Annotated in this window: 21 protein-coding genes; 10 read left to right on the plus strand and 11 right to left on the minus strand. The window is 43.9% G+C overall.

Features of this window, described 5'->3' with window-relative positions; genetic code table 11:
* The first annotated feature begins 23 nt into the window (after window positions 1–23).
* The 5 genes from ACJJIJ_RS05250 (at window position 24) to ACJJIJ_RS05270 (ending at window position 6227) form a co-directional block, all read left to right on the plus strand.
* Entirely contained in the window at window positions 24–1085 is a 1062-nt protein-coding gene (locus tag ACJJIJ_RS05250; RefSeq protein ID WP_444890647.1) for a LacI family DNA-binding transcriptional regulator, read from the plus strand.
* Window positions 1086–1251: 166 nt separating this feature from the next.
* On the plus strand, window positions 1252–2643 hold the full coding sequence (locus tag ACJJIJ_RS05255; protein WP_444938823.1) for an MFS transporter: 1392 nt from the start codon (window positions 1252–1254) through the stop codon (window positions 2641–2643).
* A 380-nt stretch (window positions 2644–3023) separates the two neighbouring features.
* Window positions 3024–4046 carry a class I SAM-dependent methyltransferase gene (locus tag ACJJIJ_RS05260; protein WP_444890645.1) on the plus strand — a complete coding sequence of 341 codons (1023 nt, stop codon included), beginning with the start codon at window positions 3024–3026 and terminating at the stop codon, window positions 4044–4046.
* A 15-nt stretch (window positions 4047–4061) separates the two neighbouring features.
* Window positions 4062–5036, plus strand: coding sequence for an NAD(P)-dependent oxidoreductase (locus tag ACJJIJ_RS05265; RefSeq protein WP_444938824.1), 975 nt, complete (start codon window positions 4062–4064; stop codon window positions 5034–5036).
* Between the two features lie 9 nt (window positions 5037–5045).
* Window positions 5046–6227: an FAD-dependent oxidoreductase gene (locus ACJJIJ_RS05270; protein ID WP_444938825.1), complete on the plus strand. Its 1182-nt coding sequence runs from the start codon at window positions 5046–5048 to the stop codon at window positions 6225–6227.
* A gap of 107 nt (window positions 6228–6334) precedes the next feature.
* Here the strand turns inward: ACJJIJ_RS05270 and ACJJIJ_RS05275 are convergent, their stop codons facing one another.
* Entirely contained in the window at window positions 6335–7054 is a 720-nt protein-coding gene (locus ACJJIJ_RS05275; protein WP_252085513.1) for a glycerophosphodiester phosphodiesterase, read from the minus strand.
* 372 nt (window positions 7055–7426) lie between these two features.
* Between ACJJIJ_RS05275 and ACJJIJ_RS05280 the strand changes: the two genes are divergently transcribed.
* A complete protein-coding gene (locus ACJJIJ_RS05280; RefSeq protein WP_444938826.1) occupies window positions 7427–8392 on the plus strand; it encodes a UDP-glucuronic acid decarboxylase family protein in 966 nt (321 codons plus the stop codon).
* A 54-nt stretch (window positions 8393–8446) separates the two neighbouring features.
* On the opposite strand, the gene ACJJIJ_RS05285 is transcribed toward ACJJIJ_RS05280, so the two are convergent.
* Window positions 8447–9238 carry an amidohydrolase family protein gene (locus ACJJIJ_RS05285; protein WP_444938827.1) on the minus strand — a complete coding sequence of 264 codons (792 nt, stop codon included), beginning with the start codon at window positions 9236–9238 and terminating at the stop codon, window positions 8447–8449.
* 136 nt (window positions 9239–9374) lie between these two features.
* On the opposite strand from ACJJIJ_RS05285, the gene ACJJIJ_RS05290 reads away from it, so the two are divergent.
* Both ACJJIJ_RS05290 and ACJJIJ_RS05295 read left to right on the plus strand, forming a co-directional pair.
* Window positions 9375–10778 (plus strand): MFS transporter, encoded by a 1404-nt coding sequence (locus ACJJIJ_RS05290; RefSeq protein WP_444938828.1) that lies wholly within the window; start codon window positions 9375–9377, stop codon window positions 10776–10778.
* Between the two features lie 278 nt (window positions 10779–11056).
* The gene (locus ACJJIJ_RS05295; protein WP_252085517.1) at window positions 11057–11692 is read left to right on the plus strand and encodes an MIP/aquaporin family protein; all 636 of its coding nucleotides are present in this window, start codon (window positions 11057–11059) and stop codon (window positions 11690–11692) included.
* Between the two features lie 19 nt (window positions 11693–11711).
* On the opposite strand, the gene ACJJIJ_RS05300 is transcribed toward ACJJIJ_RS05295, so the two are convergent.
* The 5 genes from ACJJIJ_RS05300 to ACJJIJ_RS05320 form a co-directional block, all read right to left on the minus strand.
* Window positions 11712–12191: an AAA family ATPase gene (locus ACJJIJ_RS05300; RefSeq protein ID WP_252085983.1), complete on the minus strand. Its 480-nt coding sequence runs from the start codon at window positions 12189–12191 to the stop codon at window positions 11712–11714.
* A 197-nt stretch (window positions 12192–12388) separates the two neighbouring features.
* A complete protein-coding gene (locus tag ACJJIJ_RS05305) occupies window positions 12389–13246 on the minus strand; it encodes a hypothetical protein (RefSeq protein ID WP_252085518.1) in 858 nt (285 codons plus the stop codon).
* 635 nt (window positions 13247–13881) lie between these two features.
* Window positions 13882–14943 (minus strand): HupE/UreJ family protein, encoded by a 1062-nt coding sequence (locus ACJJIJ_RS05310; protein ID WP_444938829.1) that lies wholly within the window; start codon window positions 14941–14943, stop codon window positions 13882–13884.
* On the minus strand, window positions 14933–15847 hold the full coding sequence (locus ACJJIJ_RS05315; protein ID WP_444938830.1) for a peptidylprolyl isomerase: 915 nt from the start codon (window positions 15845–15847) through the stop codon (window positions 14933–14935). The genes ACJJIJ_RS05310 and ACJJIJ_RS05315 overlap by 11 nt, the downstream gene beginning before the upstream one ends.
* A 104-nt stretch (window positions 15848–15951) precedes the next feature.
* On the minus strand, window positions 15952–17814 hold the full coding sequence (locus ACJJIJ_RS05320) for a DUF3604 domain-containing protein (RefSeq protein ID WP_444938831.1): 1863 nt from the start codon (window positions 17812–17814) through the stop codon (window positions 15952–15954).
* A 229-nt stretch (window positions 17815–18043) separates the two neighbouring features.
* Between ACJJIJ_RS05320 and ACJJIJ_RS05325 the strand changes: the two genes are divergently transcribed.
* A complete protein-coding gene (locus ACJJIJ_RS05325; RefSeq protein WP_252085522.1) occupies window positions 18044–19087 on the plus strand; it encodes an AraC family transcriptional regulator in 1044 nt (347 codons plus the stop codon).
* Between the two features lie 150 nt (window positions 19088–19237).
* On the opposite strand, the gene ACJJIJ_RS05330 is transcribed toward ACJJIJ_RS05325, so the two are convergent.
* From ACJJIJ_RS05330 to putA, 4 genes are all read right to left on the minus strand, one after another.
* A protein-coding gene (locus ACJJIJ_RS05330; protein WP_444938832.1) for an IS3 family transposase occupies window positions 19238–20421 on the minus strand; the annotation gives its coding sequence in 2 pieces (ribosomal slippage) (window positions 19238–20139 and window positions 20139–20421; 1185 coding nt in all).
* Between the two features lie 72 nt (window positions 20422–20493).
* Complete coding sequence (locus ACJJIJ_RS05335; protein WP_252085523.1) at window positions 20494–21033, minus strand: hypothetical protein; 540 nt, start codon at window positions 21031–21033, stop codon at window positions 20494–20496.
* 115 nt (window positions 21034–21148) lie between these two features.
* A complete protein-coding gene (locus tag ACJJIJ_RS05340) occupies window positions 21149–21502 on the minus strand; it encodes a hypothetical protein (protein WP_444888726.1) in 354 nt (117 codons plus the stop codon).
* Window positions 21503–21879: 377 nt separating this feature from the next.
* A complete protein-coding gene (gene putA, locus ACJJIJ_RS05345; protein WP_444938833.1) occupies window positions 21880–25026 on the minus strand; it encodes a bifunctional proline dehydrogenase/L-glutamate gamma-semialdehyde dehydrogenase PutA in 3147 nt (1048 codons plus the stop codon).
* A gap of 141 nt (window positions 25027–25167) precedes the next feature.
* On the opposite strand from putA, the gene ACJJIJ_RS05350 reads away from it, so the two are divergent.
* Window positions 25168–25677, plus strand: a complete 510-nt coding sequence (locus tag ACJJIJ_RS05350) for an Lrp/AsnC ligand binding domain-containing protein (RefSeq protein WP_252085528.1) — start codon at window positions 25168–25170, stop codon at window positions 25675–25677.
* Window positions 25678–25727 lie beyond the last annotated feature (50 nt).

A 25727-nucleotide genomic window follows, 5' to 3' on the forward strand; every position in this document is an offset into this window, starting at 1 on the left:
CCCGCGAACAAGGTGAAGTACGCATGCCTAAGGATTCCTCCTCTCCCGTCTCCATGTCCGATATTGCACGGCTGGCGGGAGTTTCTGAATCCACTGTTTCCCGCGCGCTGAATAACAACCCGCTAATCAATGAAAAGACTCGGGAGCGTATTCAGCAAATCGCGCGTAGTATGAATTACAAAATCAACGAGAGTGCACGCAATCTGCGTTTAAAACGCAGCCATACCATTTCTGTCGTCATCAATACCGGAAGCGCCGGAGGTCAGACTTTTTCCGACCCCTTTATGTTGGACATGATTGGCGCGATTGCCGATCGCTTGGCCGAGCACAGATATGATCTACTGTTTTCAAATCGTATCGTTACAAGTGACGATTGGCATGCCTACTTAATGGGGTCTCGCCGCGCCGATGGGGTAATTGTGATTGGACAAGGGGTGGACGACAGCCCCCTGCGTGAACTACAACGCCAGGGCGATCCGTTGGTAGTATGGGGAGGTACTACCAAACCAGATCTCGATTACTGCATTGTAAGTAGTGACAATCAGATGGGAGGGCGCCAGGCCACCGAGCACCTACTCAAGCTGGGACGTCGTAACATCCTCTTTCTTGGTGATACTGCGCACCCCGAAATTTACGGTCGCTACGAGGGGTATAGGGCCGCACTTACCGCAGAGGGGCTGGGTAATAGCGAGCGTCAAATTCAGGTTTCTTTCTCCAGCGAAAGCGGTTATCAATCCATTGCAGACTTGCTAAAAACCGAGAGGTTGAGCTTCGATGCGATTTTCGCCGCAAGTGACAGCATTGCAATGGGAGCCATCAAGGCTTTGCAGAGCCAGGGTTACAAGGTTCCCGACGACATTGCAGTAGTTGGATTTGATGATATCCCCATCGCGCCTTTCTATACGCCCCCACTAACGACTGTGCGCCAGAATATCCAGCGTGGCGGTGAGCTGATGGTGGAGAAGATGATGCAGTTGATCGGTGATAAGACAGCAGAGCCAGCAGTGCTGCCAACCGAACTGGTGGTACGCTCTTCCTGTGGCGCCAACCCTGATTTCCAACCGATCCAGGAATATAGTCAGTAATCAATCTTGGCAGCTCCCCCTGGAGCTGTCTTAAGCGCTCTTGAATTTCTTCTGGTTCTCCAGGCACGCCAGTCTTCCGCCGAGTCCGTTGCTCTACAACCTAATAAGCCAAACTGTCAAAGCAACGATCTTTGCTCTGATAAAAGAGCGCGCTCGGTAGAACTCAATGGCAGATTCCAATACTTTCAAAAGTAAAGAGAGGTTGTTGGCGCTGATTGGCCTCAGCTTCGCTGTATTTTTGGTGGCAAATGATCTAACCATATTCCCCGCCGCCATCCCCACCATTGAGCAAGAGTTTAATTCTGACATTACAAGAGCCCAGTGGATTATCAACGGCTACATCCTCGTATTTGGTGTTCTGATTATCACGGGTGGACGTTTGGCTGATATTTATGGGCGGCGACGCATTTTTTTTATAGGTGCAGGTTTTTTTGCCTTCTTTTCGCTGCTTGCCGCTTTTTCCATGGATATTTGGATGCTGCTAGTGTCCAGAGCCTTGATGGGAATTGGTGGGGCGCTGATGTGGCCGGCAATATTGGGGATGGTCTATGAACTCATACCAAAAGAGCGCTCGGGCCTGGCCGGCGGTCTAATCATGGGTGTGTGTGGAATCTCTGACTCCTTTGCCCCAATGTTAGGAGGTTTTTTAACCGAGTTTGCGAGTTGGCGATGGATATTTCTTCTCGATGTTATAGTCGCAGCATTAGTGTGTTTAGGCTGCTTGAAAACGGTCGCTGATGATAAGCCAGAGAAGATTGACGAGCATATTGACTACCTGGGAGTGACGATACTCTCTATTTCTTTGTTTAGCTTGTTAATGGCCTTGGATCTTGTCGTAGAACTGGGCTTTAAAAGTCCGATAGTTGTCCTCTTATTTATCATTAGCGTGTTTTTTCTGGGAGGCTTTACTGCTGTTGAGCGTAATGCCGGAAGTGATGCACTAATTCCCAAAGATGTTATGAGTAACAGGCGTTTCTTTGCGGCATGTGTAGTGACCTTATTGCTTTCAGTAGTCTTCTTTTCTGCGCTTGTATATATTCCACAGTTTCTCACCAAAGTGCGGGGTTATTCCCCAACATTGGCCGGCATTGGGCTGATGCCGATGATGATGGCTTACGGCTTAGTTTCCTATATATCCGGTAGGCTTTACGAAAAAATAGGAGCCAAGGTGATCATAGCGATAGGCTCGGTATTTATCAGTGTAGCAATGTTCATGCTCTCCCATATACAAGTAAATACCAGTTTCCGGGAGTTGATACCAGGCCTATTGGTGCTTGGTGCCGGGGTTGGTTTTTTCTTTTCGACAGTGACTACAGTTGCAGTGACCATTGTTGCTCGCAACCGATCGAGTCTGGCAGGCGGGATTATCTATATGTTCCAGATCGCCGGCGGCGCATTAGGCTTGGGAATGAATACCACCATAATTGCCTTAGCCCCAGATCTCTCAACCGGTATAGACCGAGCTTTCACAATTAATGCCTACTTAGCACTCATTGGGCTGGTGGTATCAGTTTTTTTTGTTGAGGGGGAGCCTCGTAGGGTAGGGAGTACAAAATAAAATATCTAAGAGGGTAGTAGTTCCTTTTATTTTCAAAAAGCCTAAAGCCTCCTTTTTTCTAACAATCAATGTTGTCTGGATATTTATACCAGCGTAAATATTTTTCTGGGAAAAATACCTCTAGGAGGATTCATTCTTAGGTAAACAGTCTTTATAGAGTTAATTGTATAGGGTGAGAGTGTACGAAGAGTTGATACGGAGAAAAACAGCTAGATTTTAGAGGCTATTTCTAATAATGGTTAAAATGCTAGTCTGTATTGTTTGCTTAGTAATTATTAAGAGTTCGCCCCACCTTGCGGTAATCTGTCAACATTATAATTACTCTAAATGTTTCCTGTTTAGACAGGAAGTGGCAAGAAACACAGAGGGCGGATTAGTCTATGAGTATAGGGATGTTACAGAATTACTCCCAGGAAACTTTGGGAGCTAAGATCTGTATTGATAAAAGTTGGCCTTTATTTCTGTGTGCCTTGGATTCTATACCAAATAAAAAATTTTGTAACACTATCGATTATGGCGCTGCAGATGGTGGAACTTCTATGGAATTATGGGGGCGACTATTTAAAAAACTCGGTGATAAACCGATATACCATATCGCTAATGATTTACCATCCAGTGATCTGTTAACACTCGCTGATAATCTAAACGAATTAAGAGCTAAGTTTGAAAATCTAGTGGTCTTTATACAACCCAGTAGCTTTTATAATCATGTGGCACCCCAGGCTTCACTCAATATTGCTCTGGCGGCTACCACAATGCACTGGCTATCTAAAATGCCTGACACTTTTTTAGAACACATACACGCAAACAAGGTGAGTGGCTTTCGGCGCGAACCCTTCAGAGCGCAGTCCGTGAATGATTTTGATTCACTGCTTGAGGCGAGAGCCTGGGAGTTTGAGGTGGGTGGTCAATTTGTTCTTGTGGATTTGGCTCAGGATGAAAGCGGCCATTTGCTGGGTAATAACGCAAAAGATAAAGATATGTTTGACACGCTGTATGATATTTGGTTGCAGCTGTATGAAGCTGGGGAAATATCGAAAAGTGCCTTTGAAGGTGCAGTATTTCAAAATTATTATCGTACAGATGAAGATATTTGGCAGGTTCTTAATATGCCTCATCATAAGAAAAACTGGATCGTGCATGAAGTGTCAATACAAATGACACCATGCCCATATCGCAGTCAGTTTGATTTGGATGGAAATGCTTCAGCCTTTTCCGAGGGGCTGATGAAAACTATACGGAGTTGGAGTGAGCGAACATTCCATACATCAATTGTTGAGTATGGAGGGAGTTCTACTGCGATTGCAAAGTTATATGATGAGTTGCAGGAACGTATTTTCAATAGTCCCAATCAATATAGTATGGATTATGTTCATCACTATATTCGCTTGGAGCGTCGCTGATATGGTGGATCTATCATGAGTGTAGATTTACTTTCGATTGAAATGTCATGTGGAACAATCCATTTCGCTTGCGCTAAAAGAAGTTCGTTGCCAGCGAATGGCGGTCTGAGAGTATTAGAATATCAGAAGGATGAATATGCTGCTGATGAAGCCTGTCAGTTAGCAGAGCGAATGCAGGTTAAGCACCAAACCTATCATACAGGATTTAGGGGGGGGAAAATTGTTGCAAATGTCAATAGCATATCGCAAGCATCCTTTGGTGAAATTATTACCATAGCATCATCAGAGCTCAATAAAAGAAAAGGAGATATGTTCACTGGTGCAGACCTTAACTTTGGAGATACACAAGTGATGCGTCTAGCTGCGAAAACCCAATATGTGTTAGCCGCATTAGGTTCAAAGATGCATTATGCAGAAGCTACGGCATCAGGTGCTTTAGGTGCTATTGCAGCGGGAAAATCCGCACTCAATATCCCCAGGGCAAGAGTTTTAGTGCATGGTGCAGGTGCTGTTGGGAGCAGAATCGTTAAAAGGTTGGTAAAAATGGGAGAGCTGGTATCTGTCTATGATCATATCTTGGAGCGAGGTAGTATTTCAGGTGCCGTCAATTCTGAAAATATAGAAAATTGGATTTCACAGGACTGGGATATTGTTGTTCTCGCCTCAGCCTCCCGGATAATTGATGTTGCTTTGGCTAGGAATCTAAAGGCTAGAGTATTGGTTTGTGTGGCTAACTTACCTTTTGTATCTGGAGCTCAACAAATATTGGAAGAAAAAGGCACGATAGTATTTGATGAAGGACTTTCTAGTGCCGGTGCAGTGATGGCTGATTCTATTGAGTTTTACAACCCAGAGGTTTGGCGGTCTGTGAATCCACGGCAAGTCTATCATTTTATATTTAGTAAAATTTCTGAAGCCTGCTTTAAAAAATTGGAATCTGGGTACCCCCATCTTAGTTATTTAGGAAGACAGTTTGTTGGCTACGGTTAGAGCGTTAAGATGACAAGCTACTACGATGTGATAATCATTGGTGCGGGTATGGCAGGTCTTAGTTCAGCATATGCGCTACGCAAATCTGTGGATTCCATTCTAGTTTGTGACCAATTCCAGATTGGAAATACTTTTGGTAGTAGCTCCGGTAGTACGAGAATGTTCAGAGCGATGTACTCCAATCCATATTACTGCCAAGCTGCAAAATATTCTAATGTACTTTGGGAATCTCAGGAAAAACATTATGGTAAAAAACTTAGAGTATCCCATGGCCTGTTATTTTATGGTGAAGACTGGGGGGAGGAAACCATTGAAGGGAGTATCTGTGCGGCTAAACAAGTCATGCAGAGGCAATCAATACCTCTTGAAGAGTTGACTGCAAAGGAAATTAGTGCGCGCTGGCCACTGCGCACCAAGCCCGGCTGGCAAGGGCTATTTGAGCCAGCAGCAGGCGCTGTGTTATCCTGCGAGTCCTTAAGTTTTTGGAAAAATGAAGTGATTCGTTGTGGCCATAAAATTAGGTTAGGAACCAAAGTGGTTTCGGTCTCTGATGGTACTGATGTAAATGTCCTACTTGAGGATGGTACTAAAGCTTCATCCAAGCGTTGTATTATAGCAGCAGGCCCTTGGTCTAGATATTTCCTTGAACTATTTGGGTATCAGGTACAGCTTCAGATTTGGCCAATGTTATGGGCGTACTATACGATTGAAAGAGATCGTATGGATACCTATCCACAGTGGTTCTGTTTTCAGGAAAAAGCAAAGAATGATCCTGATCAAGGGCTTTACTATGGGTTTCCTTGTATGGGGGATAAGAAGAACGGCACAGATTTGATCAAAATAGGTATTGATTGGGCACCAGACAAGTTAAAAAGGTCAGATTACACTCCCTCTGCGAATATGACGATTCCTACAGAGCTACTGCAAATTCTAGACGATTTTGTATTTTCTTATATAGAAGGTGTTAGATCCCGCTCAGAGGCGCACTTATGTCCTTATACAATGAGTACAGATGCAGGGTTTGTATTAGACCGTTTGAGCAAAAATATTTTTATTTTTAGCCATGGTTCAGGTCAAGCCTTTAAGTTTGCCCCAGTGATTGGGGAAAATTTAAAGCGCCTAGTATTGGATGAGGCACCTTTGTTTGATTTGTCACCTTGGTCTGTAAAAAGAGCCGCTTTGCAAGTTTGAAGTGTTAAGGGGGCGCGAGGATCAATTAAGATAGGTTCTAAATGTTCGCGTAAATGTTTTTATTTTTAAGTCAAAAATAATTGCCGATTAAGTTTTTGATTGGTTGGTTATGCGCCCATAATTTTTTTGTTGAAATCCAAGACCATTTGTGGTCTGTCAGTAAATACTCCATCCGCACCCTGTGAGGCAAGTAGTGCTAAGTCGTCAGGGTTATTTACTGTGAAAATATAGTTTTTTAACCCTCGATATTTGGCATCGTTAAGTAAATCTTTGTGGAGGAAGTCCAAGGCAGTATGTAGTGAATAAGCTTTCAAAGGGGCTGTACATGCGGCTAGATCGAGGGGAACCCCAACTATTATTACACCGCGACGAACTTCTGGTAGTAGGCGTAGGCATTCATATAATTGTAATTGATCAAATGAAGATACTATATATTGATCAAAAGTAGCCCCGCTATCTGTAACAAATGTACGAATCTCTTGTGCCAATAGTGTCGCACAATTAGGGCCTTTGAGTTCTATGTTTAATTGAGCCTTGTCACCTATTAAGTCTAAGACTTCTTGTAGCGTTGGAATCTTACTGCCGCAGGGTAGAGGCATAGCTCTAAGAGTTTCTGGTTGCATGTCTGTAATAATTGTATTCCCAGGTTGCAAACGACCTAGGCGCCTATCATGAGTAACAAGAAGTTGACCGCCAATATTCCATATATCAATTTCTACTCCTCCAACCTTCAAATCCAGTGCTTCGCCAATTGCCTGTAGCGTGTTTTCACTAAACAAGCCTTGGTAACCTCGGTGAGCAAAGCAGAAGAGGGTGCCTAATGCCATTTTCAGAAAGTCCAAGTAGTTGATATAAATAAATGATTTATAAGGTATATTCTAGAAGATTGTGTTGTTATTAATACTAATCAATATTGGTTTGTAAGTGTTAATGGGTGTTCTCTCAAGTAGTAATGTGTTTCCTTAGCTAATTTGGCTGAGTCTTAATAGGTCACTGTAATGGGTTGAATTATGAATCCTTGTGGGGCTTACCATTTAACAGTGGCGTGAAATGTTGTGATACAACTATCTTTAGGGCATAAATAATAAGTGGCTATATTTAACTCTATCTTAAAGATGGTGTATTTGATAGGTTTATGGCTTATGTGTATTATTCGATTCTATGATTTATAGGTTTGGTATTTTAAATGTGGAATTATAATGTCACGAATATTGGTTGCAGGTGGCGCCGGCTTCTTAGGGGCTCATCTATGTGAAAAATTATTGGGAGAGGGACATGATGTCTACTGCGCTGATAATTTACACACGGGGGTAAAGCACAATATAAAACATCTGTTATCGAATTCATGTTTCAATTTTATTCAGCATGATGTAACAAACGCATTATATGTTGATGTTGATGAAATTTATAATCTGGCTTGCCCAGCTTCGCCAATTCATTACCAGGTTGATCCAGTACAGACGCTAAAGATTAATATTAATGGCGCAATTAATATGCTTGACCTTTCAAAGCGAGTTAACGCCAAAATACTCCAGGCTTCATCAAGCGAAGTCTATGGAGACCCTGAAGTGCATCCTCAGTCTGAGCAGTACTGGGGAAAGGTAGATCCGGTTTGTATGCGTTCATGTTATATTGAAGGGAAGCGGTGTGTTGAAACCCTGTTTTTCAGTTACTTCCGTCAATATGGATTGCAAATAAAAGTAGGTAGGATCTTCAATACATACGGACCAAGAATGCACCCAAATGATGGGCGTGTAATAAGTAACTTCATCGTTCAGGCGCTTAAGGGTGATGATATAACCATATATGGTACAGGCCAACAAACACGAAGCTTTTGCTACGTTGATGACTTAGTTGAAGGATTGATTCGCTTGATGGGGGCACCAGCAAACATAACGGGCCCCATTAATCTGGGAAATCCATCTGAGATTACTATTAGTCAGCTGGCTCAGCGAATACTTTCATTAACGGGGTCAACTTCAAAATTGATCTACCTACCGTTACCTAGAGATGATCCTCGTCAGCGTAAACCAGTTATTGATCAGGCAAAATCTTTACTTAATTGGGAGCCCAAAGTAAAGCTAAACGATGGACTTAAACAAACCATTATTTACTTTGAGAAGCTGCTTTGTGCAAGAGGGAGCTCTGGCTTATTGAAAAATTAATTTCAAAGCCTTAAACATTGAAGTTGGCAATATTGATTGATAGATTAATACACATTAACTTCCTATCCGTTCATTCTGGTGAAAATAAAATGCTTTTGCATTTTGCCAAAGTACTTGGTTAGCTCCCGTTTCATCCAGAGTATTTTTAATTAATGTGACATCCTCATCTCGAAAAGGACGCGGTGCTCTAGTAGACGGTAAATCTGAACCGAACATAAGGCAGCTAGGGTTAGCCTGATAAAGATCTTTAATGGCGTTAGATGGATTGAAGTCCAGGCGCCCAAATCCTGTTGCTTTCACTCGTACACCTTTTTCGGCAAGAGATAGCAGCAACTTGAGCCCAGATTGACTCAATCCCAGGTGATCAATAGACACGCTGGGTAGGGTTAGTAAGGTGCTTTCTAGAGGGGCCAAGTTGGCTGAATCTACATAGAGTTCTACATGCCAATTGGCCAGATCATAGACTCTTTGTGCGAAATCCTTGATAGTTGCTGCAGAGATTGAATCCCCACGCTTTAGATTGAATCTTACAGCACGGACGCCATGTTCATTGAGCGCCAATATCTTTTCATCTCTGGTATCTGGCGGAAGCTGGATCACTCCTACAAAATTCTTCCCTAGGTTTTTTAGAGCATCGATTAGGTAGGTGTGATCATTACGCTGAAAAGACCCAGAAATAACTGCACCACCGAGAAGGTCGTAATTTTTTACCCGGTCCAAATAGTCGCTGGTGGTAAAGAAATCAGGCGTAAATCCTTGATTTGAAAAAAGAGGAAAACCAGGGGTAATAATGTGAAAATGACTGTCGAAAATAGCAGTTCTATCTGTAGGCATAATAAATAACATCTAAAGACTTTGGGTTGAGTGACTTTCTAAAAGTAATGCGCTCACAAAAAATTAATACTAAAAGGGTCAGATAGGCCAAACTTTCTAGAATGATTTTTTAGTTCATGCTGTAAAAATAAGTGCCGGGAAGGATACCATGACAGAAACTAGGACTCCCCTGACAAAAACCCAATTTTGGGGTTTGGTAGCACTCAGTCTAGCGGTATTTCTTATTGCAAATGACTTCACAGCTTTCTCTGTAGCGATTCCTGCAATGGAGAAGGAGTTTAACTCTGATATCACTACGGCTCAGTGGGTAATAAACGGATATACCCTGGTCTTTGGCGTTCTAATCATCTCCGGAGGGCGCTTGGCCGATATGTTTGGGCGCCGACGTATCTTCTTTATCGGCACTGCAATCTTTGTCTTTTTTTCTCTTCTTGGTGGACTGGCTGTAGACATGTGGATGCTCCTAATATCTCGGGCACTAATGGGTATTGGAGGCGCAATGATGTGGCCGGCCATTCTTGGGATGATCTATGGATTAATGCCGGAGGATCGTTCAGGCTTGGCGGGTGGCCTAATTATGACAGTCTGCGGAGCATCCAATGCCATTGGGCCAATGTTGGGAGGAATACTAACTGATTTAGCTAGTTGGCGCTGGATCTTTTTTATTAACATCCCCATTGCGATTCTGGCTTGCCTAGTTTGTTGGAAGGTGATCGCCGATGACAGTCCGGATAAAATTGATGAAAAAATAGATTATGCAGGAGTAACGACCCTGTCTATCTCTTTGTTTGGTTTGCTCGTTGCGCTGGATTTGGCGGTAGACTTTGGCTTTAAAAGCCCCTGGATAGTCTCTTTATTTGCAGTTTTCTTGATATTTTTGGGGCTTTTTATCATCGTAGAACGCAATGCTGGCAAGAATGCCTTAATCCCTGAAGATGTAGCTACAAATAATAAGTTCTTTGCGGCGGGCATGGCAACATTACTACTCTCTGTGGTCTTTTTTGCAGTATTGCTCTATATCCCTCAGTTTCTGACCAAGGTTAGGGGTTACTCAGCAGCATTTTCTGGAATAGGGTTGTTACCAATGATGGCGGTATTTGGCATAGTTTCCTATATATCTGGCAGTTTGTATGAAAAGCTTGGAGCTAAAGTGATTGTTTCTGCCGGTACCATTTGTATGTGTATCGGAATGTTTATGCTTTCGCATATGACTGCCAATACCACCTATCCGGTGCTTATTCCCGGCTTGATGATTCTGGGTGCGGGGGTTGGGCTCTTCTATTCCACAATAACGACTGCGGCGATAACGGTAGTCGATCCATCGCGATCAAGTCTAGCTGGAGCAATACTTTATATGTATCAAATAGCCGGTGGGGCATTAGGATTAGGAATGAATACCACCATCGTTGCTATGGCTCCAGATCTTCCCACTGGTATTGATAGAGCTTTTACAGTCAATGCCTACCTTGCCTTGGCAGGCTTTGTAGTGTGTGTTTTGTTTGTAACAGGTAAAGATGTGAAGGTAGATTATGAAGAAGAGGGGATTTTGTGAAGCTCTTTAGAGAATTTATTAGGTGCTCTAACTTAAGTTATTAGGGAGGCCATAGATTCTCAGTGATCACTCTTCAATGATTGAAAGCTATTTAATCAATAGAAACATCTTTGGTAAATAAAAAGCACGTAAAACCGGATCTAAATCAAGCTATTCTATGATGTTTGATAGTCTACAATCATCTAGGCACTTTTTAAGTGCCCAATAGAAAAACAATTTTTCAGTCAAACCGATTGTATTAATGCTGAGAGTAATTTGCTGATGTTGAGAGGATGCCTATGAATTATACTTTTATACAAAAGTTATCTGCAGAATTGATTGGTACCTTCATTCTCGCTGCAGCGGTATTAACCTCTCTAACCCCAACCAACCCTTTTCCCATAGCGACACCTATTGCTGCGGGGCTTGCATTGGGCTTATGCGTATATCTCCTTGGGGGCATTTCTGGCTGTCATATCAACCCAGCAATTTCTTTTTCCATGTTAATTTCCAAGAAGATTAGCTTTAAAGACTTTCTGGGTTATGTAATTGTTCAAATTTGTGGAGGAGTTTTGGCGTTGCTGATGGTAACTATGTATGTGCCATTGGGGCAGGAAGGTTGGCTGGTTTCTCATAAAGCCTCTGTTTTTAGCGGCATTGGTGAAGCATTGGGGACTGCTTTCTTTAGTTTTGGGGTTATGTCTACGACATATAATAAAGATATAAGTAAGGCCACCTCAGGGATTGTTGTGGGTGGCTCACTACTGCTAGGGTTGATTGTATCCCACAACGCTTCATACGGAATTTTAAACCCGGCTGTGGCTTTGGCAACAAAGGCCTGGAGCTGGGATTATTTATTCATGCCCTTTGTTGGTGGAGCTGTAGGAGCATTGATTAGTTATTTACTATTTAGGCCCAGTAAACATACTCAGTAGCATTGTAGAATCACCCCTCTTAAGTATAAGTTTGATTTTTATTGTAAATAGATTTCTTTCCTTGGAAGGATTCATAAAATTTCAAATGTGAGTCGTAAGAAAAGGTATCTAGCCTTGTTTTATAATCCTTTATCCAATTAACCAGCATATTTAGATTTGAATCTTGAGCTTCTTTAGAGTCATACTTATGCGGTTCCCATGGCCTAGACTTGGCATTGTGTATACATTGCTCAATGCTAAGATCCATAAATATGATTTCAGTGGCTTGGTCAGCCAGAATTTCTAATAAATCTGTATAACACCCCTCTACCACCCAGTTTTCATGTTTCTCTAGAAAGTCAATGACCTTCAATTGAGATTCATCTAGAGGCATTCTTTGCGGGGGAGAGGTTGGCAGCCATGCTAAAGTGTCTAAATCTAAATGTGCAAGTCCTAACTTCTGGGAAAGATACTTTGCTAGAGTGGATTTCCCTGAGGCTGAGTTACCAAATATTAACACCTTGCTCAATGATGTATCCTATAAAATAGTTGAATAGAATTAGTTAATAACTCTTCCTGTTGATTTTAAGAGCAGAAGTAGTAGCAAAGAACGATGTATGTGCCTAGCTTGTCTCGATACTAAGGTTGACCAATATTACTATTTCTGCGCTTTGAATAGATATTTTCTTGTGATGTAAAATAGCCGATAGTTATACTCTACCCCATAATAACTTTCGCCATATTCAGATGCGGATGCTGTGGATTATACTTAATTCCGTTGTTCGGAGAAAAACCGTAATGCTCTGCCAGCGCTGTTACAAGCACGTAAGTATAGAAGTCGCCTATGGATGTATCGCCACTGAATTTGCCAGCAGCATCTAAGAGTTTCTGCTTGTTTTCTGATAATTCTAGACCGGTTTTATTAAAATTTTTAAGGTCTCGTATATCGCTATACATCCACGCGACAATAATTGTATTTCCTACCGCTGTTGGTGCAAAAAGACCAATGATATTTGAAGCAATAGCCAGAAAATCACGACGGACAGCTCTATAGTGTTCGCTCCAACTGGTATCCACCGCCCCAAGATTTTGTTTTAGACTTTTAAGTGCAAGTATAGTGGCCACAATTCCATTGATCTTTGAGGGGATATCATGGATGGATGATGCTAAAGAAGAAGTTGAAATGCCAAGGTTAATTTTTCTGTCTTTTTTGAGAGCATTGTTTTTCTCAATTTTATTGTCAATATTTTTTGCAAGGTGTGCTGTGGAGCAAAGTCTTTGATAATCTACAACCGTCAACAAAAAGCTGTTTTTCATCGCGTCAAGCTGTGAGATTTCACTAGCTGGCACTTTAGAAGTTAAGTATTCCCTGAGAAAGGAGTGAATAGCCAAAATACAACTAACTTCACTGTTAAGGTGATTCCAATATATCTGACCTTCTATAGAACGATCGCGGCCAGCAACGTAGTTGTTGCTGACATCTCTCTTGATAATTTTACCCCATACATCATAGCCAGTAGAGCAAAATTTAATCATTTGCTGGATTTTTAAGTCGGTGAAAATATCTGGAGTCATATGAAATCCCTTGATGAAATTAAATGTTCAGCATTTTCTCATTATTATTAGTTCTTCAAGCGTAAGAAAATTACTTAACCAAAAGGTATAGGTATAGCAAGACAGGTTGTGAGTAAAATTTGATATAAACCATATTTTGAAGAGGCTGTATACCAAATGCCTTTACCTATAGCTACCCGTTACAAACCGAGCGAATACTAGCATACTCACTTCTCAAGCAAATTACCTCTTGGCACACTGACTTTAAGGGTTGGATTACTGGCTTGAGATGAAAGAATCTGAAAAGAGCCAGCTATGAACACTTACACCTAATTGGCACCAATGTGCACACTTCAGTGGGACTTCAATATCTGTACTGACGTTTTAGTTAGTCTCTTTATGAGGCAATGATGAAGTGGAATGTACCAGATATGGAAAGTTTGGCACCTTATGAATCTTATCATATGTCGGTCTGATACCCCTGCAGGGTATGATTTGAACGATGTTTCATTGAGTTGCAGCACTGCAAGCGCAGCATTCTTTTCATAGCGATAGTACAAATAATACGATATAGCTGACCCTTTTGGATCTTTCAGGGTTCGAAATGCTTTATTGGATTAATATCGATTTAACCTAAAGTTAACAGTTTACTTAACTTAGTAAATCAAACCCAGAGCTCTGTCGATTGACCAATATGCACTAACTACTCCAACTGGATAAATAATGTAGCTTGACGGCGCCAAGGTATATTTATAAAAAAATGAAACGCTCCATCTTGAAAAGATCCACTTGATCAGGAAAATTGAAGCAATCAAGACTAAAACAAAGAGTATTTGCCCAAGCTCTACACCTATATTAAAGCTAAATAAAGCGATGATTTTCTGACTTTGTGGAAGACCTAATTCTGTTAATGCGCTGGCAAACCCAAACCCATGTAACAACCCAAATCCACCAGCTACAATAGCAGGATAACGCCAGGTCAAAGTGTTTTTATTACCTCGCTCAATGGCGTATACAATTTCTGCGGCTAGAAACATAATGCTTAATGGAATCAAAACTTCTACAACATCAATTCTAATGGAGAATAGATTTAAACTTGCGAGCCCCAATGTGAGGGAGTGTCCTAATGTAAATCCACTAATAGCGACTAAAATACTCTTAAGACCTTGGGCAATAAATACTAAACAAAATACAAAAAGCAAGTGATCATAGCCCTCTAGTATATGTAGAAATCCAGCTTCGATATACTGTTTAACGCACTCCCAAATGGTTAATTTGTAAGGCAAGTCTATTACTAAGATCTTTGGGCCATTAAAGATGTTGATTGTGTCACTCTTAAATTTTTTATATTGAATTAAGCTTGATAAGGCAGGGTTAGCAATTGGGTATGAGATTTTTAGTTTAAGGGTGTTTTCTGCTCCTTTAAAATCATGAAGGTGGGAGGCTTGACATAGATAGCTCTTAACATGACGTCCAGAAAAATCTAATGTAGTTGAGTGCCTTTGGCAAAAATTTCCTGTCAAACTTACTTCAGGCTCAGTACCTGGTTGCATAACTGGCGGTGTTTTCCAGCGAAGGTTGTATCTGCTTTCCGAGATCTCTTTTAATTCAATGTAAAGCGGTCTTCCATCATGCGCAAAGCTTAGATTATTAAAGATTGTACCTAGTAACGAAATTATAATGGTTGTAATGGTCTTGTAGAGACTTCTATTTAGCATAGGTTGTGTCCATAGGCACATAAGGTAAGGAGTTATCCCACTCAACTCTATACTCAGCCAGCAATTCTTTAAATTTCATTTTTTTATTCACTTCCAGTTTTTCTCGTCGATAATCCTCTAGAACTAAGGGGTAGGCCTCGGTAAGGCTGGGTAGGCGACTTTTTTTGTGATCGCTAACCAATATAAGGTGTAGACCATAGGGGGACTCAAGCGGGCCAGACCAGGTGTTTAAGGGCAGGTCGAAAACATTCTGCGCCAAAGTATTTCCGAGATGGCTAGCTACTAGTTGATAAGTTCGTTCTACATAGTTTCGATGGAAAAGAAACCTATCCCCATAGAGGGAGGATTTTTCAAAAGGGATTGATTGTTTTAAAAGTTGATCCAAAGTCTGCTTGGCGGTCTCCTCTAAATTTTCTTTAGAGTAATGCCTTGCATCAAAGAAAACATGGGTGAAAGTAATTGATGCTTCGATGCGATATTTTTCTTGATTAAGTTGAAAGTAATTTTTCAAATCTTCATCAGTGATACTTATTTTACTAGAAAATCCTCCAGTTACGTAGTCCAGCTTTTGAATAAGGCGTCTTCGTATAATTTGATCATGTTCCTGTAAACCTAGATTAATCGCTTCTCGATAAAGTATTTCTTCCCTAATGTAATCATCAATCAAGTTGAATTTTTCAGTTTGAGTTAGGCTTTGCCAATAGCGTCTAGCAAATGTCTGGTTGAATGTTTTTTTCTGAAATTGGAGGTGTTCAATGATCTTGTCTTCGTTTATAAGTAGGGTGTATTCTTGATTGAATTTATTATCTTTGTTTAGAAATTCTGCAGCGATGAATAGTATTAATGCGATAATGAAAAAGTGTAGCAGGGGTTCTTTTCTTAGTTCTTCAAACTTCCACTGCATTTAATGTCCTCCATTGATATTTATAGAGAGTTTCTATTCTTCATCAGAATGGATTAACGAAATTAACCATCAGGCTTCTTTAGTTATCGGGTTTATTAAAGATGTTAAGGGGTATACCAGATAGGAGAGGTGTAAGCACGCTCCTGGAGAACCGCGGGCCCTTCAGGTGGTATCTGAATACTTCCATCATTAATTTCTTTTGAGGCTACGGCATCGTAGAGTGAATGGCGTGGAGTAGGGATCTGCAATACTCGAACATAGTAAAAAGCGCGTGCATTTACATCAAAATCTGGGTCTTGCCATAAAGTGGATAATTCAATAGAACCAATCTTATTGGTATATTGTCCTGTTTCTCGATTTACTGTATCACCCACAGAATCTAATTTCCCTTGGTTGTTAAGAGTACGTTCCCCAGACCAAGCAACATTGAATATTTTTTCATGGCTTTTTCCTGTCGTATCCAACCAGGATTTAACAACTTGGATTCTATCCAGATTTGCTCCTTTTGGATCTTTAACCGCACGTATGAGCAGCTGAATTGGTTTGTTAGCTTCTTGTGGTTTGGTCAAATCTCCTCCCATAGGTACGCCATGGATGTATCCCAATTCGGCGATATTTTCAGCATCTATGGCGTGCTTAGGGAAGTTCCAGCCGGCAAAGACACGTACCTGTATTCTAGGTCCGGTAGTGGCATAGACTTCACGGCGTTTAAACGCAGCGAAAAGGCTCTCTCTTGTATTTTCTTCTGCCCAAGCGGCAGCGAGTCCCGAAGCAGACATATTCCAGCCAGTAGCCTTGGTCCCGCCAATGACAGTGTTGGTACGCTTGCTAGTTGGTATGGAATCATGGGCAAATTTACCCCAGAAATTGTTCTCCTCTGCAGTAGACATACCAGTATGTGAATCCGTGGACCCTATAAAACCCAACTTATAAGGGTTTACACCAATCTTATCCTGTATCTCAAGGCCAGTACGTAAGGCGGATCTAATGAAGTCACCTTTAGCAATACGGTAAGCCTCTGGATCAGCTTGTAAGTAAAATGGATAATTTTCGAAGTCGGCGAAGGGATCTCGCGGTGAAAGTTTTGAATGGGTTTCTGAATCCCCCTTAATTTGTGTTATTTCGACTAAGGGCTCCCAGCGCATACGTGTGCGCGCATACTGTGCATCAATTGGCTCACCGCGCAGTGTGGTTTCTGCGAACATGTAGCCTTTGGAAACATTGGAGTTATGAGGAATGGCAATAAATTCACTGCCAGTTCGTTGAGAAGTCTCATCTAACCAGTACCATAAATCCTCTGGATACTGGCTCTGGTCAGACCCAAAAGGAAGATACTGCTTAGCCTTTTCTGCACCATCTGGGGACACCACGACCCGGTGTAAATTAGCCCCGGTTGGTGTTGAACTCCATTCCCAGCCAATAAAGCTGGTGAAGGTACCGGGGTTATTGTGACGCTCTGCGGCGTCGATTATATCGTTCCAGGCGTTTGTCCGGGTTTTATTCAAATCTCCAAGCACTGGTTCCGGGGGCTGGTTAGCTGGATCCTGGACAGGATCAAGGTAGGTTTCCGAGTCTAGTGCTTTAGCTGGCAGGAGCTGATTGAAAATATCCATACCCTCATTGATCGATACCTTATAGCGAATATGCTGCTTGGCAAACCAGCGCATCATCGACTGATAAAAGGACATCTCGCTATCGAGCTCATCTGTTTCATTAACCACTGCTCTCATAACGCCCAATCCTTCAGCGTGATCCGATACTACTAGAAAATCCAGAGGTGTATCGATACGTACTTTTGCATGGGTATAAGGGTGAATGACCGGTTGCCCCTTTGCCCAGCGGTAAGCGGTATCCGGGGTTGCCGAATAATTTTGGCTTAAGAAGGCATCAAATGAGTATGAGGTATGAAGGTGCATATCTCCCCAAAAAAGCTGAGTCGGCTCATTGGCAATAGCAACATGATGCACAGTGATTACTGCCAGCCCGGTAAGATACACAACTTTTTTTATAAGACTTTTCATGTTTTTAATTGTTATAGTCGGTTAGCTTTTTTAAAGCATAGACTCACTTAACATGCCAAGATTGTTAGGATAATCTTGACAGGCAAGGAAATGAGTCAGTGGATGCTAATCGATTGGCTTATAGGTTTCTTTGCCGATAAGGCCAATCTCTTGACTAATTAGGACATATGTGTAAATGGCTGAGTATGGACACACGACCATTGCAACCTGGGTATTACCCATTATTGAGACCTTGAAACCATATTGTTCTGCCCAAGAAATCCTACGGTGTGCAGAAATTGACCCAAAATGTATTGAGGATGCAAATCAAAGAATACCTCTAGATAATATGAAAAAACTATGGGAATTCGCCGAAGCTATCTCAGGTGATGATTGTATTGGATTGCAAGTTACTAAGTACGTCAAACATACAAATCTTCACGCTCTAAGTTATGCTCACTTGTCGAGTAGCTCCATTAGAGAAAGTTTATTGAGGTCAGCACGATTTTCAGAGGTGGTCACCACCGCAATGAGAATTAATATACATGATGAAAAGAAGCAAGTTATAGTATCTTGGAAAAAAGTCGATGACTTTATTTATGAACCAAGTATTCATGCTATAGATGCCTTTATGGCTTTGCTAATAAAGTCCATTGGGAAGATATGCCCAGATGTCCATCAACACTTAATATCTATTAATCTACAGAGACCGAGACCTTCCGTTCTTAAATACCATCAACGGATGTATAGATGTCCGATCAATTTTTCGGCTGATTCTTGTGAGATTAGATTTAAGCAAGAGTTTGTTGACCGGAAGCTCGCTTCAGGAAACAATGAGTTAGTTAGCATTAATGAACAGGCCTTGATAAGTTATTTAGAGCGATTGCGGAAGAGTGACATAGTCAGCATGACTAATAGAGTGCTTATTGACCTGATGCCCTCAGGAGATTTTTCACAAGAGGCAGTGGCCAGGGAGCTTGCTATTAGTTGTCGTAGCCTACATAGAAAACTCAAAGAAAAAAATTCCAGTTATCAGATCATTCTGGATAAAATACGTAAATATCAAGCGGTTCAATACCTTAAACAACATGAGCTTCCTATCACTTTAATTGCCTATAAACTAGGTTTCTGTGATACTAGTAGTTTCTCTCGAAGCTTCAAAAAATGGACTGGACAATCACCGCGCGAATTCCGGAATAATTGTAGTGAAAATGTCTCGATTGAAATAGGTATAGACTGAGTGCGAGTATGATCTTCCAAAGAGACAACGGCTATATTTGAATTTTTTATATGTGAGACTAATTGAGTCTAAATATTCTTTTGTTTGGTGTCGGTGACCCTGACATTCTTGAGGCTTGATCTTGCCCCGATAAAACGGACACACTACTTTTCATACTGCTATTCGCTCATATTCTATTGGTGATTGATAGCCTAGAGCTGAATGCAGCCGCCTACGGTTGTAAAAATCATTAATATATCGAGCCAAAGCATACTTTAGATGGCTCATTGTCTGGAATCTAGTTTCTCTAATCAGTTCAGCTATTAAGCTATGAAAGAACGACTCCATATGGGCATTATCCGTACATTTACCCGCTCTACTCAAGCTATGCTGGATTCCATATTTTTTCAACTCTTTTTGATACTCGGACCCTCTGTACTCTACACCTCTGTCCGTGTGTAATATTAATCCCGGTTGTGATCCTCTTTTCCTTACAGCATTCATCAGGGTTCTTCGGGTTAATTCTGTTGTTCTTTTCGTATCTAAACTCCAACCGATTACTCGGCGAGAATACAAATCCATCACCACTGACAAGTACTGCCATTGCCCCTTAATTTTAAGGTAGGTTATGTCAGCAACCCAAACTCGATTCTTGCTTTTAGGCACAGCTCCATCCGGTCTAAGATTCTCCCCAGAGGCTAGGAAACGCTTTATGCCTGGTGCCCTACGTGTCACTCTCGTAACTCTGGCTACGACTCCTAATTCCTGCATCAGCCGGGCTACGCGCTTACGGCTAACTTCATATCCCTTGGTCAGCGGGGCTTTCCAAATTCTTGGACTACCATAGCGCCCTGCAGAGTCATCCGAAATCTTTTGAATCTGAACCTTTAGATCATCATCTTGGTGTTTTCGGTGCGATCGCTGCCTCTTCAGCCAATCATAATAGCCACTGCGCGATACTCCCAGCCACTGACAAGTTCTTTTGATACCTAGTTCTGATCCGAACCTCTGGATGAATCGATATCTTGCTGATGTTCCTCCGCAAGAAACCGTTGCCACTTTTTTAACAAATCAAGCTCCTGCTTTAATTTACGATTCTCCGCCTCTAAACGCTTTACCCTAGAAAGTTCTTTCTCTGCTTTAGAGACTGCACCAGTAAGCTTTCTTCGTTTATCTGCCACAATCTTCCCCTCCTGAAACTCTTTTCGCCATCGTGACAGCATAAAAGGGTGAATATCGAGAGTTTCGGCCACTTCCTTAACTTGAACACCCTCTATCAAGCTAAGCATTACCGCTTTCACTTTGAATTCGTTTGAATACTGCCAAGTCTTTCTAGGTTTGTTGTATTTCGGCATAAGACACCTCGTCTGTTTGACTTTGGTGTCCGTTAAAACGGGGCAAGATCAGTGTCCATTTTGAACGCCTTGTTATATGTTTTTATTAGCATGTAGGGTCTCTACATAGTATTCAAGTGGTTTATTGGGCGACACTAAATCTATGATTGTAAAAGGTAGTAGGAGTATATGACTATAATGTTTTTCATTAACTGAATAGGTATTAGAATGATGGAGCTCTCCGTTTTTATAGAGGTCAAATTTATATATGAAGAGGTCTTTATTTTCTCCCCAAGTTGGGATGAGGCCTAAGCTCAGCGCACTAATAAAAGAATCGCCACCTGCACCTCCGTGCCAATATTTGATATCTATATCAAGGTGGTAATTGCTCTTAGCTTGGGCTGTGTGTACTGGGACGGAGTCTAGCCTAACGCTAGTATTTAGGGATTCTTTGGTTTTTTCAAGAATATCATTCCTAGTCCATACTTTTGTATTTTCACTAATACTAATTGAATAAGAGTGTATTTTTATGGGAGATTCATGGGTTGCTTGCTTCACTACGGGTTCTAACTGGTAGGTGGTACAGCCAGAGACAACCAGAATCAATATGAAAAAATAACCTTTAAATTTCATGAGATGCTTCCATACATATAACGCCCCGCATAACCGGCAGACCGTGCAAAGCGTGGGCTGTTCGGCGGAAGCCACGTAGTGGCTGGAGCGAAGTTGATGTGCTTGTTATGAGTTTCTACCTTGGGCCCATAGGCTTGATAGTCTGAGGTCTGGAAACTACTTTCTTTGGAGCAATAGAACTTTTAGAGCATTTTGGGCAACGAAAATCTTCTATATTTTCTTTGTAACCTGCTGACAACATTATTTGAGGAGGAAATGTGCACTTGCAGAGGTTATATCCCAAAGCTTGAGCAATCTGAGCTTCCGCCAATTTCGATGCTTTTTCAGCTTCGTTAAGCCCCTTATCAATTAGATCTTTATCTTTCGAATTAGGCAGAGCATCTTTAGTTTTTTTGGCAAGTCCAATGGCATCTGAGAGTAATGACAAACCAACCTTTACACTCTCCATTGCGCCGTTAACTTCATCCATAAATTCACCTTTTTGATTCATAACAGTGTATTCAAAAGCAGCTGTATTATATCCCCATTCATATATCCCAACACCATAAGCTACCGGCCTAGCGAAAAAAACAAGAAAATTCAGTCTTTAAGACATAATTAGTACGAACGTAAAAATGTGGATATAAGAAGCTGCATAGTTACCTTGTTATTTCGTGGCTTTTGATTTTGGCATAATCGAGCGAACAGCGCCGTAGCTACATTGTTTTAAGCATTATTGCCATTTAACAGTGACATCTGTGGGTTTGGCTAAATAGGGTGGGGCTGTGAGGTGGGGAGGGGGTGATCGGTGATTGTGATTTTAAAGTAAAAAGAGCGGGCTTGGCCCGCTCTCTCAGCGCTGAAGGCTTACTGCCCCAAGCTAAACAGTTGCGTATTACCACCAGTGGCAACGGTATTGATGGTTTTGGTTTTTTCGGTGGCAAAGCGGAACAGGTAGTGGGGGCCGCCGGCTTTGAAGCCGGTGCCGGAGAGGCCTTGGCCGCCGAAGGGGTTTACACCTACCACTGCGCCTACCATATCGCGGTTTACGTAGCAGTTACCCACGTTCACACGCTTGAATACCGCGTCGGCGCGGCCTTCGATGCGGGAGTGCAGGCCGAAAGTGAGGCCGTAGCCGGTGGCGTTGATACGGCGGATCACGTCCTCCAGTTCTTCGGCTTTAAAGCGCACCACGTGCAGGAAGGGGCCGAAGACTTCGCGCTTGAGCAGGGAGAAATCTTCAATTTCTACCACTTGCGGGCCGAAGAAGGTGCCTTGGCCGGGTTTTTTGTTTTCGTCGAAGGCAAATAGCGGTTTTGCTTCTTTGGCCATACGTTCCCGGTGGGTTTCCAGCAAGACCAGGGCTTTTTCGTCGATCACTGGGCCGATATCGGTTTCCAGTTTACTGGGGTCGCCAAGGGTCAATTCTTCACAAGCGCCTTTGAGCATATTGAGCAGGTTATCTGCAATTACGTCCTGCACACACAAAATACGTAGGGCGGAGCAGCGTTGGCCGGCACTCAGGAAGGCGGATTGAATTACATCGTCCACTACCTGCTCGGGCAGGGCAGTGGAGTCTACGACCATGACATTCTGGCCGCCGGTTTCGGCGATCAGCGGTACGATCGGGCCCTCTTTAGCGGCCAACTGTTGGTTGATCAGGCGCGCAGTTTCGGTGGAGCCGGTAAAGGCTACGCCGCCCAGGCGCGGATCTTCGATCAGCAGTTTACCCACGGCGGCGCCGGTACCGGTAATCAGGTGCAGCACCTTGGGGGGAACGCCGGCGTCGAGCATGATACGCACGGCGTGGGCGGCGATGATTGGGGTTTGCTCGGCGGGCTTGGCCAGTACGGCATTACCGGCGGCGAGGGCGGCAACCACTTGGCCGGTAAAGATGGCCAGGGGGAAGTTCCAGGGGCTAATGGCCACAAATACGCCGCGGCCGCCAAGGAACAGTTGGTTCTTTTCACCGGTAGGGCCGGGCAGCTCGGTGGGCTCAGCAAAGTGTTGGCGCGCGGCATTGGCGTAATAGCGGCAGAAGTCTACCGCTTCGCGCACTTCACTAATGCCGTCGTTGAGAGTTCGGCCCGCTTCCAGGCAGATAATGGCTGCCAGTTCGTTGGTTTTCTTCTCATAGAAGTCGGCGATACGATCGAGAATCTCAGCGCGGCTGTTGCCACCCTGTCGGTCCCAGTCGATCTGCGCTTCGGTGGCGGAGGCGTAGGCCCGCTCAATTAAATGTTTGTCGGTATTGGCGGTATGGCCGATTACTTCGCCGCTGGCTGGGTTGTAAACCGGCTCTTCAGACTTGCCCATTACGCCATCAACAATAGGGCCACCGAGGAAGTGCTTGCCTTGTTGTTTTTGTACTTCTTCCAGCAGGGGTTCTACTGCGAGTGGGTCGGTCAGTTCTATGCCGTGTGAATTTTTCCGTGGCAGGGCCTCTGCGCCCATATAAATATTCTCCGGTACAGGAATTTGCGGGTGGCGGAGTGGGTTGCAGGCTTCGCTTAAATCGAGGGTATCCTGCACCAGTGCTTCAATGGGTGTGTCTTCATCCATAAAGCGGTTCACAAAGGAGCTGTTGGCGCCGTTCTCCAACAGGCGACGCACCAGGTAGGGCAGCAGGTCGCGGTGGGCACCCACAGGGGCGTAAACCCGCACGGGTACACGCTTGCCGTGTACGGCTTCGATCTGTGCGTAGAGCAGGTGACCCATGCCGTGCAGGCGTTGGAATTCAAAATTGGTGCGCTCGCCGGCCATTTCCAAAATCAGGCCCACGGTATAGGCGTTGTGGGTGGCGAACTGCGGGTAAATCGCTTCTTCCGCGTCCAGCAGTTTTTTTGCACACACTTGGTAGGACAAGTCGGTGTGGCATTTGCGCGTGTACACCGGGTAATCGCTCAAGCCCATTTGTTGGGCGTGCTTGATTTCGCTATCCCAGTAAGCGCCTTTAACCAGGCGCACCATCAGCTTGCGGCCGGTGTCGCGGCCCAGGGCAATCAGCCAGTCGGCCACATGGGGGGCACGCTTCTGGTAGGCTTGCAAAACAAAGCCGAGGCCCTGCCAATCTTTCAGTTCCGGGTCGCGGGCCAGGGCTTCAAAAATATCCAGGGAAATATCCAGGCGCTCGGCCTCTTCCGCATCGATATTCAGGCCCATATCGTATTTGGCGGCGGCCACACACAGGCGTTTTACCTGCGGCAGTAGTTCGCCCATTACACGCTCGCGCTGCAATACGCTGTAGCGGGGGTGTAGGGCGGAGAGTTTGATAGAGATGCCGTTGGCTTCGACGACATCGCGTTTACTGTTGTCTTTGCCGATGGCTTCGATGGCCATCATATAGGCGTCGTAATAGCGCTGGGCGTCGGCCATGGTGCGCGCACCTTCGCCGAGCATATCGAAGGAGAAGCGGGTGCCGGGCAGGTTTTCCTTGGGGCCGCGCTTCAGGGCTTCCTCGATGGTGCGGCCCAATACATATTGGCCGCCCATAATTTTCATGGCCTGCATCATAGAAGTGCGCACCATGGGTTCGCCGATGCGGCTGATCAGGCGCTTCATCCAATGAGAGGGGCGCTCGGTGATATCCGGGTCCAGCTCGACCACGCTGCCGGTGAGCATCAGCCCCCAGGTGGAGGCGTTCACGAACAGAGAATCTGACTGGCCACGATGGCTGGACCAGTTGCCGGAATGCACTTTCTCGGCAATCAGTTTGTCGGCAGTATCAGCATCGGGAACCCTGAGGAGGGATTCCGCTAAGCACATCAGTGCCACGCCTTCTTTATTGGAAAGGCCGAACTGCTGCAGGAAGGCATCGAGTGTGCCGCGCTTGCTGCGCTGCTGGCGCGAGTGGCGCACCAGCTCGCGCGAGGTGTTCAGAATTTTCTTGCGTAGGGCGTCACTGGGGCGGGGGGCGGCCAGGAGCTCGCTAACACATTGGTTTTCGTCGGCGTGCAAATACTCGTGTGCCCGCTCTCGGGCATTCTGGAGATCTCCGGCGAAGTTTGTCGACATATCGTCTCCCAAGCTCTATATCTAGGGTCAGAATAAAAGACCGGATTATGTGCGAAAGTGCTTAGAATTAATCGCCATTTTGGCGACGGTTGTGGTTAAATATCACGCCTAAATGCGTGATTGCCAGTAGGGTATTTTGTAATGTCTCGACAGTTGGAAGATCTGGATCGTATCGATCGCCAAATACTGCGGATTCTTCAACGGCATGGCCGCCTGCCAAACGTGGAGTTGGCGCGCCGTGTGAACCTCAGTCCCACCCCCTGCCTGGAGCGGGTCAAGCGCCTCGAGCGAGAGGGCTTTATCCGTGATTATGTGGCGTTGCTGGACCCTCTCAAGGTTCATGCCGGCTTGGTGGTATACATCCAGGTGACGTTGAATAACACCGCTACCGAGGCCCTGGAGGCCTTTAACCAGCATGTGGCAGGCCTTGAGGAAGTGCAGGAATGTCATATGGTGGCCGGCGGCTTTGATTATCTTGTGAAGATTCGCATTAAGGATATGCTGGGTTACCGCCGTTTTCTCGGTGAGAAGCTGGCCTCGGTACCGGGTGTACGGGAAACCCACACCTATGTGGTGATGGAGGAAGTAAAAACAGATACTGCCGTGGCGGTACCTGATCCAGAGCCTAAAGGTAAAACTACCAGGCGCTAGGCCTGCGTTTGAACGGTCAAGGATGGCCGAAACGCTCACCACTTGGCAGA

This window comes from Microbulbifer mixtoriginis (SeqCode), assembly GCF_052467945.1.

Bases quoted from the DNA above. Each gene is read 5' to 3' on its own strand.
- ACJJIJ_RS05250 (WP_444890647.1), top strand. From the start codon at position 24: ATGCCTAAGGATTCCTCCTCTCCCGTCTCCATGTCCGATATTGCACGG.
- ACJJIJ_RS05255 (WP_444938823.1), top strand. From the start codon at position 1,252: ATGGCAGATTCCAATACTTTCAAAAGTAAAGAGAGGTTGTTGGCGCTG.
- ACJJIJ_RS05260 (WP_444890645.1), top strand. From the start codon at position 3,024: ATGAGTATAGGGATGTTACAGAATTACTCCCAGGAAACTTTGGGAGCT.
- ACJJIJ_RS05265 (WP_444938824.1), top strand. From the start codon at position 4,062: ATGAGTGTAGATTTACTTTCGATTGAAATGTCATGTGGAACAATCCAT.
- ACJJIJ_RS05270 (WP_444938825.1), top strand. From the start codon at position 5,046: ATGACAAGCTACTACGATGTGATAATCATTGGTGCGGGTATGGCAGGT.
- ACJJIJ_RS05275 (WP_252085513.1), bottom strand. From the start codon at position 7,054: ATGGCATTAGGCACCCTCTTCTGCTTTGCTCACCGAGGTTACCAAGGC.
- ACJJIJ_RS05280 (WP_444938826.1), top strand. From the start codon at position 7,427: ATGTCACGAATATTGGTTGCAGGTGGCGCCGGCTTCTTAGGGGCTCAT.
- ACJJIJ_RS05285 (WP_444938827.1), bottom strand. From the start codon at position 9,238: ATGTTATTTATTATGCCTACAGATAGAACTGCTATTTTCGACAGTCAT.
- ACJJIJ_RS05290 (WP_444938828.1), top strand. From the start codon at position 9,375: ATGACAGAAACTAGGACTCCCCTGACAAAAACCCAATTTTGGGGTTTG.
- ACJJIJ_RS05295 (WP_252085517.1), top strand. From the start codon at position 11,057: ATGAATTATACTTTTATACAAAAGTTATCTGCAGAATTGATTGGTACC.
- ACJJIJ_RS05305 (WP_252085518.1), bottom strand. From the start codon at position 13,246: ATGACTCCAGATATTTTCACCGACTTAAAAATCCAGCAAATGATTAAA.
- ACJJIJ_RS05310 (WP_444938829.1), bottom strand. From the start codon at position 14,943: ATGCTAAATAGAAGTCTCTACAAGACCATTACAACCATTATAATTTCG.
- ACJJIJ_RS05315 (WP_444938830.1), bottom strand. From the start codon at position 15,847: ATGCAGTGGAAGTTTGAAGAACTAAGAAAAGAACCCCTGCTACACTTT.
- ACJJIJ_RS05325 (WP_252085522.1), top strand. From the start codon at position 18,044: ATGGCTGAGTATGGACACACGACCATTGCAACCTGGGTATTACCCATT.
- ACJJIJ_RS05335 (WP_252085523.1), bottom strand. From the start codon at position 21,033: ATGAAATTTAAAGGTTATTTTTTCATATTGATTCTGGTTGTCTCTGGC.
- ACJJIJ_RS05340 (WP_444888726.1), bottom strand. From the start codon at position 21,502: ATGGATGAAGTTAACGGCGCAATGGAGAGTGTAAAGGTTGGTTTGTCA.
- putA (WP_444938833.1), bottom strand. From the start codon at position 25,026: ATGTCGACAAACTTCGCCGGAGATCTCCAGAATGCCCGAGAGCGGGCA.
- ACJJIJ_RS05350 (WP_252085528.1), top strand. From the start codon at position 25,168: ATGTCTCGACAGTTGGAAGATCTGGATCGTATCGATCGCCAAATACTG.